We start from the raw sequence: 14,019 nt of genomic DNA, 5'->3' as shown, positions 1-14,019 counted from the left end.
GCCGGTCGCGAGCCCTGCGACTCTCAGCCTACATGATCCGGCAGGCGTGCCAATCCTGTAGCTCATCCATTCTGCGACATTTTGCGCATTGCAACAATCGGCTACAATGTTTCATTTGAAAAACCGAGGGTTGTGCGGCACGATCAACCGTCTCGTTCATTAAGCCAACATGCGATCGCTGATTGCCGCAACGGGTGTTGATGAATCCTCGCTGCATTATCGCGGCTGGCGTGTCGTGCTGGCCTGCTTCCTGATGGCTTTTTTCATGTTCGGCTTTGGCCTCTACGGCCAGGGCGTCTATCTCGCCGAGCTCCAGCGCGCCCATGGCTGGCCCGGCGCGCTGGTCTCCTCGGCCAGCACCTTCTCGTTCCTGCTCAGCGCCGTCCTCGTCATCTTCACCGACGACCTCCTTGCCCGCATGGGTCTGCGGGCGCTGATCCTGTGCGGGCTGACGGCACTTGGTGCGTCCACCGCGCTGCTGGGGATGATGCAGTCGCCGTGGCAGCTCTACCTCGCCTATGCGCTGATGTCGGTCGGCTGGACCGGAATGGGCTCGGTGGTGATCGCGACCGTGCTGAACATCTGGTTCGAACGACGACGGGGGCTCGCGCTCAGTCTCGCCTTCAACGGCGCCACCTGCGGCGGCATTATTCTTGTTCCGCTGCTGCTGGCACTGAGCGCCAACATCGGCTTCCGCTCGGCCATGCTGGCGGCGACCATGGTGATGGTGGTGCTGGTGTTGCCGGTGGTTGTCGTCTTCACCTCATGGTCGGTCAGTGCGTCGTCGAATGCAGCGGCACCAGCCTCCGATGGTCGGAAGGTTGCGCGTCATTCGCGCCGGGCGCTGCTGGCCAATGCATCGTTCTGGACCATGGTGCTGCCAATCGCGATCGCGCTGCTCGCGCAGATGGGCTTCATCATCCACCAGGTCGCGTTTCTCGAACCACTGACCGGCCGGGCCAGTGCCGGCCTCGCGGTCACCATCATGGCTACGATGGCGGTGGTCGGCCGGCTGACGCTCGGCCTGTTCGTCGACCGGCTCGATCCACGGCTCGCCTGCGCGGCGTCGATGATGAGCCAGGCGGCGGCGCTACTCGTGCTCCTGCAAAGCCAGAGCCCGATCGTGCTGCTGATGTGCTGCGCCGTCTACGGCTTTTCGATCGGCAACATGATCACGTTCCCGCCCTTGATCATCCAGCGCGAGATCGGCAGCACGGCGTTCGCGGCAGCGATGGGGCTGGGGACGTCGATCAGCGGCATCGTCAGCGCGTTCGGCCCCGGCATCGTCGGCTTCGTGCACAGCGCGAGCGGCAATTACACGATGGCGTTTGCGATGTGCGTCGTGCTCGATGTCGTTGCGGCCGGCATCGTGCTGTGGCGGCCGGGGAGACGCGCAGCCGTCTCGCAAGATCTGACGCCTGGTCAAGATCGTAGGGTGGGTTAGCCCGCGGCTACGCAAAGCGTAGTCCGCTGGCGTAACCCACCACTTCTGTTTCCGCGGATATCAAAGTGGTGGGATACGCCGAGCAGATGCGCTACGCGCATCTGCAGGGCTAACCCACCCTACGTTGCTACTGATGCACCCTTACCCCAGCAGCACCGCATCCGCCGCCGCGACCGACGCCGCACTCTCCGTCACCGTGCGCTCGAGTGCGCCGGCCTGCACAGTGATGTTCTCGGCGAAGAAGCGCGCCAGCGCGACGTAGCGCGATGCGTCGCTGTTGCCGTCGGCCTTCGCCGCGAGCGCTTCGGAGGCGAGCATGCAGCCGCCGAGCGTGGAGCCGAACTGCTGCAGATAAGGTGTAGCTCCCGCGAGCGCCTCGTTCGGAGCGGAGGTGACGCGTTCCAGCAGCCACTTGCTGGTGCGCGTCAGCGCTTCCAGCGCCTCGCGCAGTTTCACGCCGGTGGTGCCGAACGCGGGATCGTTGGAGGCTTCGACCTGCTTCACGGTGGCGGAGAGTTCGTCGAGCAGCGCCCACACCGACGCGCCGCCGTTTGCCGCGAGCTTGCGCGTTACGAGATCGATCGCCTGGATGCCGTTGGTGCCCTCATAGATCGCAGTGATGCGCGCATCGCGATAGTGCTGCGCCGCGCCGGTCTCCTCGATGAAGCCCATGCCGCCATGTACCTGCACGCCGAGATAGGCGACCTCGTTGCCGATATCGGTGGAATAGCCCTTCGCCATCGGCGTCAGCAGCGCCGCGCGCGCGGCGGCTTCAGCGCGGACCTTGGGGTCCTTGGCGCGCAGGGAGACGTCGAGCGCGACCGCGGTCGCGTAGCAGATGGTGCGCGCGGCGGCGGTCTGCGCCCGCATCCGCATCAGCATGCGCTTGACGTCGGGATGAACGAAGATCGCGTCCGACCCGTCGCCCGTCTTGCCGACGGCGCGGCCCTGCTTGCGCTCCTGCGCGTAGCCAAGCGCCAGCTGGTAGGCGCGATCGGCAACGCCGACGCCTTCGAGGCCGACGCCGAGGCGGGCCTGGTTCATCATCGTGAACATGCAGCGCATGCCCTGGTTCTCTTCGCCGATCAAAAAGCCGATGGCGCCGCCTTGGTCACCCATGGTCATGGTGCAGGTCGGCGAAGCATGCATGCCAAGCTTGTGCTCGACGCCGCTGGCAAAGATATCGTTGCGCGCGCCGAGCGAGCCGTCGGCGTTGACCATGAACTTCGGCACCAGGAACAGCGAGATCCCCTTGGTGCCGGCGGGCGCATCGGGCAGGCGCGCCAGTACGAAATGAACGATGTTGTCGGTCATGTCGTGCTCGCCATAGGTGATGAAGATCTTCGTCCCCTTGATGCGATAGGTGCCGTCGGCCTGCTTCTCGGCGCGCGTGCGCAGCGCGCCGACATCGGAGCCGGCTTGCGGCTCGGTGAGCTGCATCGTGCCGGTCCATTCGCCGGTGACGAGCTTCTCCAGATAGATCTTCTTCAGCTCGTCGCTGCCATGCGCCTCGAGCGCCTCGATCGCGGATGCCGTCAGCAGCGGACAGAGGCCGAAGGCGACGTTGGCGGCGCTCCAGATCTCGGTGCAGGCGGCGTTGATCGCCAGCGGCAGGCCCTGGCCGCCGAAATCCTCGGGGCCAGACACCGCGTTCCAGCCGCCGTCGGTCCAGCGCTTGTAGGCGTCGGGCCAGCCGGGCGCGGTCGTGACCTTGCCGGCATCGAGCTTGATGCCGTGCTCGTCGCCCACTTTATTGAGCGGCGCCAGCACGTCGGTCGCGAACTTGCCGGCCTCTTCCAACACGGCGGCAACGATATCGCTGTCGAAATCGCCGTAATGGCCGGCTTCCACGGCGGCCTTCAGCCCGGCGCCATGGTTGAGCGACAGCAACATGTCAGAGATCGGCGCGCGGTAGGTCATGGGCTCACTCCCGGAGGACAGGTTTGCCGCCGTATTCCCACGAAACGGCCGAGGTCTCAATGGCCGCGATACGGCACCGCACCGGGGCTTTGTCCCGGCCTATAAAGGCCCGGCCCAGCGGTATTTTGCCCCTCCAGGCGGTTGAAATGCCGCGCCGCACCCTATAGACCGGCTGCGACCGGAGGGAATCTGCGGGCACCTGTTTGTCCGCCGTTCCCCGTGTCGCCTGATGGGGCGTAGCCAAGCGGTAAGGCAGCGGATTTTGATTCCGCCATTCGGAGGTTCGATCCCTCCCGCCCCAGCCACCGGTATTATCAAGCCTCCTCAATCCTCCTCCCATTTCCTTCCCTCGCATCGCGCCCTTAACGACAAGGCGTTGTTAGTTATTGGGTTTTCTCCTCAAATCATGTCTTGCGTCCGCATCTCTCATCACCCGCCTCGGGTCGCCTTGAATTAAAACCGGAATCAAACTAGATAATCCCTCGAAGGGTGACTGGGCATTACGCCCAATCGAACTTGGGAAGCTCCGAAATTATGACCAAGTTTTTCAACGCCAAGAATCTTCACTCTCTGCCGGACGGTGGGCCGGACGAGAAAGGCAAGCGCAAGCAGAAGCTCTATACCGATGAACACCATCGGAGCTTCAAACTGCTCGTGACCGGCAACTCGCGTCTGTTCTATTCGCAGTGGGAGAAGCCCAAGCACATGCTGAAGGAGAGCCAGAAGCGCCAGCCCAAGCTCACGCCACTCGGCAGCGTCGAGGATTTCTCTTACAGCGCCGCGCTCGCCGCGCATCTCAAACTGCAGGACGACATCAAGCAGGGCATCTATCCTGAGGCCACCAAAGGCGTGGGCCGCCGCAAGACCGGCCCGACCTTCGAAAGCTATGGCACGAAAGTCGTCGCAGGGTGGGCTGACAAGCGCAAGAACGCCAAGGATGCCGCAGGCATGAAGCGGATCATTCCGATCTATTGCACGGCGATCAACAACCTGCCGATTGAGAAAATCGGCACGCCCGAGGTGCTCGATGTCATGCGTCCGATCTGGGACGCCAAGCCGGCGATGGCCGAGGAAGTGCGTGCGCTGGTTGCCCGCGTCTTGAAGGCGGCGGCGAGGGAAGAACTGCGTCCCATGGGCGATCCGGCAAGCGTTGAGGCTATCGTCGCGGTGCTCGGCAAGCCCGTCAAAAAGCGCGGGCGGATTCGCGGACCCATGAAAGCGCTCAACGGAGAGAAGATGCCTGAGTTCATGGTCGAGCTGCGCGCCATCAAGAGCCAGTCGGCACGCGCGCTTGAAGCGCTGATCCTCTCCAACCTGCGCACCAATGCGGTGCGCTATCTGCACATCGACCATCTCGATCTGGAAGGCGGTGCTGACGATCCGTTGCGGCCGGGACCGAAATGGACGGTGCCGAACGACCTGATGAAGGTCGATGACGACGGCCATTCGTTCATCCTGCCGATGGTGCCGCGTCTCGTCGCCGTGCTCAAGGAGCAGATTGCGTACCTGCAAGAAACCTTCCCCGGCCAGCCGGTCGGGCTGTTGTGGCCCGGCGATGCCAGTCAGCTCAAAAATCCGTTCGAGCAGCCGATCTCGGAAAACACCATGCGCGATCTGCTCGTGGATACGCTGAAGAAGAACGCGACGCCGCACGGCATGCGCGCCACCTTCCAGACCTGGGCGGAAAATGAGCTGCAGGACGACGGCGAAACCATGAAGTTCAATCCCGATGCCATCGGCTACTGCATGGCACACAATCCGGGCGACAAGGTCAAGCGCGCCTACCGGCGCAATCGGCTCTGGAAGCCCCGCATGGGCATCATGAATGCATGGGAGCGCCACCTTGCGCGGCCGAGGCCGCAGCTCAAGGCGGTCGCCTGAATATGCGGCGTTGGGGACGCGACGGAAGGCTCCTAGCTGAAAATTAGTCTTCACCGCGCGCCACGAACGGCGCGCGGTTGTACGTCGGGCCATTGCTCGATATAGCGCCTGATCTCGCTCGCCATCACTACCACCGAGTGTCCGTGCTTCTTTGCCTTCAGTTCGCCGCGCGCGATCACGCGGTCCAGTTTTGCCAACGACATCCGCAATTCGATGGCAGCCTCCCGGCGTGTCAGGAACAGCCGCTGCGTTGGCGCTGGCACCTCTCGTTGCGCCTTGTGCATTCCCGTCATGGCCCGTCTCCTCTTCATCGGCGCTCCAGCTATCATCAGTCGCGGGCTTCGATCTCCCGGATGTAGCGGATGAAATTCTCGCTGAACCCGTCGATGTGGGTCCATCGGACACAACCAACGCCGTTCCTGTTGGAGGCGAAAATCTCTCTCACGGCTAATCTAGGAATAAGCTCGGGCGACCCATCACGGTCGCAGAGGGCTGACCCGAGGTGAACAAGTTAATGCTGAGGTCGTTGAATCGGCGGCTAAGTCGTGCATATAGGTGGGTTGCTCTGAATGTCGTTGAGCTCAACTCCGCCTGCGCGAGCCGCCGACTGACTACGAATCCGAGGGTCGGACGTTCGAATCGTTCCGGCGCGCCATCTGTCACCTTAATATATCTTGGATATCGAGAGCGGCCTGACACAACCCCAGACTAAGATTTCCGTTTAGCCTGGGTTTTAGTCTGGAGAAAATTTCCTCTGCGATGCCGCGCCTTTTCTACCGGGGGGAGTTACCGTGCGGCCGATCGAGAAGATCTCTGATGGGGGTGTGGTCGCGGGATAGTGTGAATCGGTTACCCGAGCTTCGGCCGTGATACCAATTAGGATCGCGCGAACGCGATGAGTGGCGCGAAATCGTGATTGTCCGCGGCCTTGAGTGCGGCGATGTAGGTGTCGCGAGCCGTGCCAGCGGCACGAAGATCCGCACCACCCCAGGTGAAACGCTTGCTGCCGAGTTGCGTGATCAGAACGTCGGCCGCCAAACGGGACCAGCGGCCGTTTCCGTTTGGAAAGGGGTGCACCGAGACCAGCCGGTGATGGAAGCGCACCGCCAGTTCATCGGGCAGATAGGATGTGTGCTCGACCCAGTATCGTGCGTCGTCGAGCACCTGACGAAGCGAGACCTCGATCAAATGAGGAGCGACGCCAAGGTTGCGTTCTGTTGTCCGGTATTTTCCAGCCCAGCGCCAGACACGTTCGAACATGCGGCGGTGCAGGCTTTTAAGAAAGCTCTCGCGGGTCACGACGTGGCGACGGCTAGACGCCCACCGATTTCCGGTTGCGATATTCTGCTGTTCGAGTTCATTCAGCTCGCTGCGCAGGGTGATATGGGTTGGAATGAGATCTTCCTTTTCCGCCTGCGTCAGTGGAGTCGCATGATCGTCGGCAGCGTGAAGATCGGTCATTCTTCATCCCAGAGGCGCGCGGGGCGCTTCAGCAAATCTTCGATCGCCTGCTCGCGAAGCGCGCGGGCGGCCCTCGTGTCCTTCACAGCCTGGTCTTCCAGCCGCATCGTGTGCTCGACTGCCTTCGACTGGCGTTCGGCGACGAGCTTGGCCCGCTCGGTCACGACTTCAGCCAATGGCTGTTCCGGCACGAGCACGTAGACCAGGCGGCAGCCGAGGACTTCCGCCGCCCGTTGCAACGTCTTGAGGGTGACACTGCCGTCCTGCTCAGATTTTTCCAGTTCCACGATGCGGGGCTGCGAAACGCCCAGCCGCTTCCCATATTGGGCCGTGGTCATACCCAGGGCGTCGCGGATCGCCCGAAGCCAACCCCTTGGCGGGCGTTGGAGCTTCGCGAGCGAGCGCAAGCTTGAAAAGCGCTTGTCGAGATGGCGGATGGCGTCCTTCATGCGATAAGGTATAGCATATTATCTGTGAATGAATCTATAAGGTATATCTTATTGATAAATGCGGATATTATTACATATAGCTTATTGGATTGGCGCGCGCTTCCAGCATGGGCCTGAAAACTCAGACTGGGGGGCAAGTCCGCCGGCCCATTGCAGATGTTCCCGAAACGTTCTAGGAAGCTCGGCTGCACGGACTACCACACCATGAAGAAGGCCACGCCGAAGAAGAGAGCCCCTGTTCAGCTCACTGCCGGAACTGGTTTCCGCAATGAGAACTGCATTGCCGCGCGCTTTCTTCTCGATCTTTTGGCCGGGACCAACACGCTCGGCGAGGAGTTCGGCAAGATCGACCGCGTGCAGTGGCAGGGACGCGACCTCGGCTGGCTTGCAGACGATCTTGTCATCGAGTGCTCGGCTTCTGCCGGTAGGCGCGCCGCCGGCATTTCGATCAAAAGCGATCGGCAAGTTACAGCCGCGGGCTTCCCTCCGGATTTCGTTGCCACCGCCTGGGCGCAATGGTTTGGCATCAAGACCCAGCGCGTTCTTCGCGGCAGCGACGACGCTGTTGCCCTAATGGTCGGAAGCCTGTCGCATGATGTCGAAGACGCCTGGTCGAACCTGATCAGTGACGCCTTGATCACGACGTCCGACCGTATGCTCGCGCGGCTTGTCGAGCCCGGAGCCGCCGACGGTTCGCAATCCTCCGCGTTGCAGCGGGCACTGTTCGCGAGCCTGCGTTGCCCCGAGGAGCTTCGTAATGAAGGCGACGCCAGCGACGCCGCCGCGTTGCAACTCCTTTGCCACGTGCGATTGATGCGGTTCGACTTCGAGGCCACGCCGTCACGAGATCACGACCACGCGCTTCGCGACTGCCAGAATGTTTTGCGGTCCGGCGACGCCGACGAGGCCAAGAGCCTCTGGTCTCGCCTTGTTGCCATTGCCGACGCCCACAGGGCAGGCGGATCGCTCGACCTCGCGGGCTTGCTTGCGGAGCTGCGTGACGAATTCGACCTGCGCGACCGTCCGGACTATCGGCGTGACTGGGAAGTCCTGAACCGCTCAAGCCAGGAGCTTATGGCCGATATTCGCAGCCAGATCTCTGGGTTGCCTCCACTGCCGCGCGATGACGCGCGCGCTAAGGTCCTCGATTGCCTCAATCAGGATCGCGCATGTTTTCTCGTCGGCGAGTCCGGCAGTGGGAAGTCCGCCTTGGCCAAGCAAATCGGTAAGGCAGACTACGGCCGGTGCGTATGGCTTGCCGAGGTTACGATCGACTGCGACACAGAAGCCGGGTTCGATCGCGACATCGGTATCGCTCATCCGCTTTGCGAAATTCTGTCTACATCGCCCGAGCCGTGCTTGGTCGTCTTCGACAGCTTCGAACGCTACTCGCCGCGCGCGCAGCGCCTCGCGCACCGCTGGATGCAGGCGCTGCTTGCTGAAAATGGTCCGAAGCACGTCCATCTTCTTATCACGAGCCAGATCGAGCCGGCGCCCAAACTTATGCGGAGCTTCATCGAGGCCGGCCTGCCGCCAGCCTTGCACCGAACGACGCCACTCGATTTTCCATCGGCGGACGACGTTGAAAGCCTCGTCGCGCCGATCTCGGAGTTGCAATGGGCATCGTTGCGACCCGAGCTTCGGCCCTTGTTGACGAACCTGAAAATCCTCGACTGGCTGGTCGCGGCAGCGCGCAGCGGTAAGGCGATCAATCCGGCGTCGATCATTGGAGTCAGCTATCTGGTCGACGCGCTATGGGAGCGCTGGGTCGAAGGCGATACTAACCAGCTCAGCCGCTCACATCTCCTCATGCGGCTCGGCACGCTCGAAGGCGACACCCTTCTCGCCAGCGTGCCGCGCATGCAATTGGAACAAAGCGAGCAGGCTGCGCTGGGCAGCCTGACTTCCTCCGATCTTGTACGCATCCGCGACCAGCGCGTGCGCTTCACGCATGACATGCTTGGCGACTGGGCTCGCCTACACGTCCTGGTCGGCGAGCCGGGCCTTTCCGCGCCCTCTGTCCGCGCCCGTGCCAAGCTGCCCCGCTGGCATCGCGCTATGCGCCTCTTTGGGCAGAGGCTTCTCGAACAGGCTGACGACGGCCCCGACCGCTGGCGACAAGCTGTCGAGGGTCTGGCAGATGGCACTGAGGAATGTGCGATCATCCGCGATCAACTTATCGAGGCGTTGTTCCTCGCAACGAACGCAGTCGCGCTGCTTCAGCGTAGTTGGGAGGCGTTGACGGCAAATCGCGGTCGCCTTCTCGCGCTGATGCTCGGCCGTTTCATGTTTGCCGCGACGCTGCCCGATCCGAGGGTCGGCGCGCTGTTGGCAGACACAGAGGACGCGGGCGAATGGGACCATCTATTCCGGCTGCCGTATTGGCCCTATTGGGGACCGATGCTGACTGTGCTCCACGCCCATCGCGACGAGGTTGCGCGGCTTGTTCCGCATGCAGCGGCCAAGCTTTGTGCACTGTGGCTGAAGTCAGTCCCCGTCGAGCTAGGCGAGGGACAGCCAATGCCATGGCGACGGCAGGCCGCCGAGCTCGCCTTGGCCATCGGCCGCGAGGTCCAGGCGCTCAATGCCGAGGGCAACTATTATTCCGACGGCCACGACAAGACTGTGTATGAGGCCGTGTTGTCCGCCGCACCTGAAATGCCGGATGAAGTCGCGCAGCTTTGTCTTGAACTCGCGGAGAGGCACGATCTCGATCCAGCAATCAGGGCTCGGGTCGAACAGGCGCATGAACGACAGCGCGAGCAACGACGCCAATTCCTTGAGGCGAATCCGGAAAGGCGGGAGCGGCGGCCGTTTCCTCCGACTTTCCCTCGCGGCGAACTGCGTGATCCTTGGCCAGATGGCCCGCGCGATGGCGTGCAGAATGCATTTCAAGAGGCATGTCTCGACACTGCGGCCTTTCCGGCGCTCGTGCGCGCAAGGCCGGACGCTGCGCTCGAGGTCTTGTTGGCGGTCTGCATCGAACCGCCGCAGCATGAGGACTTCGGTCGCAGCTCGATGCCCGAGACCGGTCTCGATCACTGGGATGGCGGCGATCCTCCATTGTACTGTCGCGGACCTTTCCTTCAGTTTCTCAAGGAGGCGCCGGATCAGGGACTGTCTTTCGCGCTGCGGCTCGTCAATTTCGCATCCCGACAGTTTTGTGAAGGCCACGGCCTCACGGTTCACATCGGAAACGAAGCTCGCCTCTGGTGCGGCGATCCGAACGTCTTTCGCTGGCATCACGATTGGCCGATCACGTTCGGCTCGACGGTTCACTGCGTGCTGATGGCGGTGGAGCGCTGGCTCTACGAGAAGATCGACCGTGGCGAAGATATCGCCCCGTGGATCAGCCGCATCCTGCGGGAGAGCGAGTCGCTTGCCTTTGCCGGCCTTCTTTTCGATGTGGGGAAATACCGCCCCGCGCTGTTCGCCGGTATCCTCAAGCCGCTTCTCCAGAACTGGCTGTTTCTCGATTGGGACCGCCAAATCTCCGCGTTACGGAGATCGGGCGGTTCCGATGCCATGGGGCTCTGGGCGAACCAGCCCCGTCCCATGATCGATCTTGGCCGCGCGTGGTATCGAATGCCTCATCGGCAGGACTTGTTGCTCTATATCGGCGGCGGCATCGTCGAAACGCTGATCGCTGACGAAGCAGAACGGGCCTTTCTTGCGCAATTGCGGGCGGGATGGGTTTCCGACCTCAACGGCGAGGAAACGCCAGAAGCCCTTCGTCTGCTGAGCGAACGCCTCAATCCCGACAACTACAGCTTCGAGACACGCGACGGAAAGCGCGTGGCCGTCAGCTTCGACTGGTCGGAAGAGGTCAAGCAGAAGAATGAAGAAGACCTTCAGCGGATCGCCACGGACCAGACGATCACCAACTTTCCCTTCCAAATGCGGCGATTGCTCGATTCCGATCAGCGTTTTCCGCAGGACCAGCTTCCTCAGTTTTGGGAATTCGTGCAGGGCCTTGAAGATCACGCGCCGAGGCTTGCCAACGACGGCGATCCGCTGCACCGAATCGAGGATTTGCTCTGCGGCGCGATTGCCGTGCTGGTGATCAAACATCACGACTGGCTCGCGGCCGATCCGGAACGCATGGCTTGGTGTCGCGCCAAACTGGAATCGATGGTCCGTCAGCCGCCTGCGCCGCTCCGGTTCGATTCCGCAACTGCCGACGGCGACCGGAAATGGGATTCCTTCGCGGGCGAGGCCGGCGTTGCGCTTCTTGCGCATGACCGGGACGATGCCTTGGCTCGCTGCCTTGTGGCGGGCGGCGTACTCTCCTTCCATTACACCACGACAAGTAGGACGCTGGTCCGCGCTTCTCAACGCCGCGAGCAACTCGGCGAAGACTTCGATCGCATGCTGTCTTTGGCCGTCCGGTGGGCCGCCCAGCGTCCCGCGCTCAACCTCGCGCAGAGGTTAAGGATCGATACCGATGCTGAGGACGATCATGCTGGCAAAGAAGCGCTGATCGAGGAATTTGTCGATCAACGGTTGCCGACTGAGCTGCCCGATATCCTCGAATTGAGCGCGCAGGCCGAGAGGGAGATCGAGGCCATGCGCGCGCGCCAATTCCCCGAGTCGACGCGTATGCGTCGCCGCGAGCGCAGCACGCGCCGCCCCGGCAGCGAAGTCGAAACCCTTCATCGCGGGCGGCTCAGCGTCGATACTCGCGTTCTTTCGGCAGCTTTCGCCTGGCTGGACCTCGAGGCGGCGCGGCCAGACGAGAGGGCCAAGTGGCTCGGGCTCGTTCGGACTTTTCTCGACATCACGCTGGGCCTGATCCCCAAGATCAACGATCCCCGGCGGCAGCGAACCGAAGATCATGCGGACGAGTTCGATGCCTGGGTCTATGGCGTCGTGGCCCGAACAATCCCTAGCATGACGGCCGCCGAAGACCATCGCACGTTATGGCAGCCCATCCTTGATCGCGGTCCGCCAGCCCACCAATGGATCGAACGCTTTTTCTGGGAGTGGTTTACGGTCGGTGTCCGAGCCGCGCAGACCCCCGAGCGCTTCACGGAGATCTGGAGCGTGATGATCGAGCACGCCCTGCAAAGCCCGGCATGGGATCCCGCGACAGGCCGGTCCTATGAGCTCGATGACGCCGTTTTCTGGCTCCTCGGCCTCGGGACCAGGATCAACAAGATCGGCGAAAGGCCGGAATTCGCCGCCGCGCTTTCTGGCATGGAAGGTCTGTTCGCGAGGGCTGCCGGCCGGTGGTTCAAGAAGTCGAGACTGGTTTCCGGTTTTCTCTACTGGCTCATGCAGCCCGCAGCCGTCGGTCTGCTTGTTCCCGCAATCAGGTGGCTGGCGCCGGTTGTCCCGACTTTCGATTCCTATGACTGGCGGGATGGTCTTGAAGGAAATCTGATCCCGTTCCTGCGGACCTGTTGGGAGCGCAAAGGCCAGCAGATTTCCGCCGATCCCGATCTTGAGAGGGATTTTCGCGCGTTGCTGGCAACCGTCGTTTCCCGGGGGAGTCACGCCGCCATAGCGCTTCGCGATCATGTGGTCGGTTCGGCGACCGCTTGAGCATGGCAATGCAGGCCTCTGATTCCGGACAAAGGATGCGCATGGATATCCCTCGCAGAGACGCCGAACCGAAATTCCTCGAGAAGCTGCGCACCCACAACTGGTCGGCAGTCATCGAGCGGGAGTTCACGGATGGCCCTATCATTGCCGCCGAGGGCGGCGGACACCGCCACATCATCGCGCAGATAGTGTGCACGTGAAATCTGCCCGCACCCGCTCGCCGCCGGTCGGAAATGGATTGGGTGCGGCTTCGTTTGCTTGAGGTTGAGCGTCGGCGATATCATGCTTGTCGGAGCTAAGCGGAACGCCCGAAAACGGGATTCGACCGTTGCATGATTATGCGTGCAGCAAGGCGATCTCTCAACATCGGCTGAATTTGCCGTTGCGTTGCGTAATCGGCTGATATTACAAAATGAATCGTAATTTCTAAGGCATGCTTCGCTTGGCGAGGTCGCATTATGACCGATGACAATCCAGAACGCGAGATTGAACGGCGGCTCAACGAAGCCAAACTGTGGCCCCTGAGCTCCTATGGATGGGTCGATGAAAATACGGCCGATCCGGATTTTATCGGTTACGCCATGTGGCAAGTCGAGCCGCCGGTTAGCGACGAGCGGTTCTTTTGGACGCATTCGACTCGAGACGGTGTGCCACCGCCTCCTGCACCATCCGAGCGGCAGCAATCCCTTATGGTATCCGGCACCGACTTCGAGGGGTTGATGGCCTGGGCGCGGCTGTCAATCGGTTTTGTGCTTAGCCAGGTATCTTTGGCGCAAGGGAAGACATTCAGCGACGAAACGATTTTCGAGCTGCACCGGGCTGGCGCATTAATTTATCTCTCGACGGCATCAGATCGCATGCGTGATTTCTTCATCATGGCGGTGTTTGACAAGACTCGCGATCGGTATGACCGGCAGGGGCAATTCGGCATCGAACCGCGAGGCAGGTTCAAGACCGTGTTCGTAGAAGCGCTGCAATTGTTAAGCGGACGGCAGGATGTCGCGTCGAGTTTATCGACGCTTCTGCCCCTAGCGGAGCAGGTCGAGGAATTACGCAAGCGGCGGAATGAAATGATTCATGAGCTTGCAACCGAAGCAGCTCGCCGCGAGCGGAGTGACCTCGCAAAGCCTATAACGAAAGCGGCACACGATCTGGATTTTAACCTGCTTCAGGAAGCGGCGAGTAACCATCGCCGTCTGCAGAAGGAGCGCCTTGGCGCGGTGATCGATGAGCTATGTCGGTGGTATAGGTTGCTTATCAAGCTCAGCAACGAGGCCTTTGTCGTAGAGCATCGGTTGCGCAAGTAAGCCCGGCTACAAA

General features: G+C 61.8%; 9 protein-coding genes and 1 tRNA gene. 6 read left to right on the top strand and 4 right to left on the bottom strand.

Annotated features, from left to right (window positions below; all coding sequences use genetic code 11):
• Positions 1–178 precede the first annotated feature (178 nt).
• Positions 179–1,444: an MFS transporter gene (locus tag M2427_RS17930; RefSeq protein ID WP_280708042.1), complete on the top strand. Its 1,266-nt coding sequence runs from the start codon at positions 179–181 to the stop codon at positions 1,442–1,444.
• 141 nt (positions 1,445–1,585) lie between these two features.
• On the opposite strand, the gene M2427_RS17925 is transcribed toward M2427_RS17930, so the two are convergent.
• Positions 1,586–3,364 carry an acyl-CoA dehydrogenase gene (locus M2427_RS17925; RefSeq protein WP_280707818.1) on the bottom strand — a complete coding sequence of 593 codons (1,779 nt, stop codon included), beginning with the start codon at positions 3,362–3,364 and terminating at the stop codon, positions 1,586–1,588.
• 230 nt (positions 3,365–3,594) lie between these two features.
• On the opposite strand from M2427_RS17925, the gene M2427_RS17920 reads away from it, so the two are divergent.
• Both M2427_RS17920 and M2427_RS17915 read left to right on the top strand, forming a co-directional pair.
• Positions 3,595–3,669 (top strand) — tRNA-Gln (locus M2427_RS17920).
• Between the two features lie 229 nt (positions 3,670–3,898).
• Positions 3,899–5,245, top strand: coding sequence for a hypothetical protein (locus M2427_RS17915; protein ID WP_280707816.1), 1,347 nt, complete (start codon positions 3,899–3,901; stop codon positions 5,243–5,245).
• Positions 5,246–5,295: 50 nt separating this feature from the next.
• Here M2427_RS17915 and M2427_RS17910 read toward each other — a convergent pair whose 3' ends face one another.
• From M2427_RS17910 to M2427_RS17900, 3 genes are all read right to left on the bottom strand, one after another.
• Positions 5,296–5,538 carry a hypothetical protein gene (locus M2427_RS17910; protein ID WP_280707815.1) on the bottom strand — a complete coding sequence of 81 codons (243 nt, stop codon included), beginning with the start codon at positions 5,536–5,538 and terminating at the stop codon, positions 5,296–5,298.
• A 583-nt stretch (positions 5,539–6,121) separates the two neighbouring features.
• Positions 6,122–6,706 (bottom strand): mobile mystery protein B, encoded by a 585-nt coding sequence (locus M2427_RS17905; protein WP_280707814.1) that lies wholly within the window; start codon positions 6,704–6,706, stop codon positions 6,122–6,124.
• Positions 6,703–7,155: a mobile mystery protein A gene (locus tag M2427_RS17900; RefSeq protein WP_280707812.1), complete on the bottom strand. Its 453-nt coding sequence runs from the start codon at positions 7,153–7,155 to the stop codon at positions 6,703–6,705. The genes M2427_RS17905 and M2427_RS17900 overlap by 4 nt, the downstream gene beginning before the upstream one ends.
• Positions 7,156–7,359: 204 nt before the next feature.
• Here M2427_RS17900 and M2427_RS17895 point away from each other — a divergent pair, with 204 nt between their 5' ends.
• The 3 genes from M2427_RS17895 to M2427_RS17885 all read left to right on the top strand — a co-directional run bounded on the left by M2427_RS17895 (position 7,360) and on the right by M2427_RS17885 (position 14,006).
• Positions 7,360–12,699 carry a hypothetical protein gene (locus M2427_RS17895; RefSeq protein ID WP_280707810.1) on the top strand — a complete coding sequence of 1,780 codons (5,340 nt, stop codon included), beginning with the start codon at positions 7,360–7,362 and terminating at the stop codon, positions 12,697–12,699.
• Positions 12,700–12,734: 35 nt separating this feature from the next.
• Entirely contained in the window at positions 12,735–12,899 is a 165-nt protein-coding gene (locus M2427_RS17890; protein ID WP_280707808.1) for a hypothetical protein, read from the top strand.
• Positions 12,900–13,157: 258 nt separating this feature from the next.
• Complete coding sequence (locus tag M2427_RS17885; RefSeq protein WP_280707806.1) at positions 13,158–14,006, top strand: hypothetical protein; 849 nt, start codon at positions 13,158–13,160, stop codon at positions 14,004–14,006.
• Positions 14,007–14,019 lie beyond the last annotated feature (13 nt).

It is taken from the genome of Bradyrhizobium sp. BR13661, from assembly GCF_029892425.1.
Taxonomy (GTDB): domain Bacteria; phylum Pseudomonadota; class Alphaproteobacteria; order Rhizobiales; family Xanthobacteraceae; genus Bradyrhizobium.
Note: the sequence above shows the minus strand (reverse complement) of the source record. Positions and strands in the feature narration are given on the sequence as shown.

Excerpts from the sequence above, each read along its gene's own strand:
- M2427_RS17925 (WP_280707818.1), bottom strand. The coding sequence starts at position 3,364 with ATGACCTACCGCGCGCCGATCTCTGACATGTTGCTGTCGCTCAACCAT.
- M2427_RS17915 (WP_280707816.1), top strand. The coding sequence starts at position 3,899 with ATGACCAAGTTTTTCAACGCCAAGAATCTTCACTCTCTGCCGGACGGT.
- M2427_RS17910 (WP_280707815.1), bottom strand. The coding sequence starts at position 5,538 with ATGACGGGAATGCACAAGGCGCAACGAGAGGTGCCAGCGCCAACGCAG.
- M2427_RS17905 (WP_280707814.1), bottom strand. The coding sequence starts at position 6,706 with ATGACCGATCTTCACGCTGCCGACGATCATGCGACTCCACTGACGCAG.
- M2427_RS17900 (WP_280707812.1), bottom strand. The coding sequence starts at position 7,155 with ATGAAGGACGCCATCCGCCATCTCGACAAGCGCTTTTCAAGCTTGCGC.
- M2427_RS17895 (WP_280707810.1), top strand. The coding sequence starts at position 7,360 with ATGAAGAAGGCCACGCCGAAGAAGAGAGCCCCTGTTCAGCTCACTGCC.
- M2427_RS17890 (WP_280707808.1), top strand. The coding sequence starts at position 12,735 with ATGCGCATGGATATCCCTCGCAGAGACGCCGAACCGAAATTCCTCGAG.
- M2427_RS17885 (WP_280707806.1), top strand. The coding sequence starts at position 13,158 with ATGACCGATGACAATCCAGAACGCGAGATTGAACGGCGGCTCAACGAA.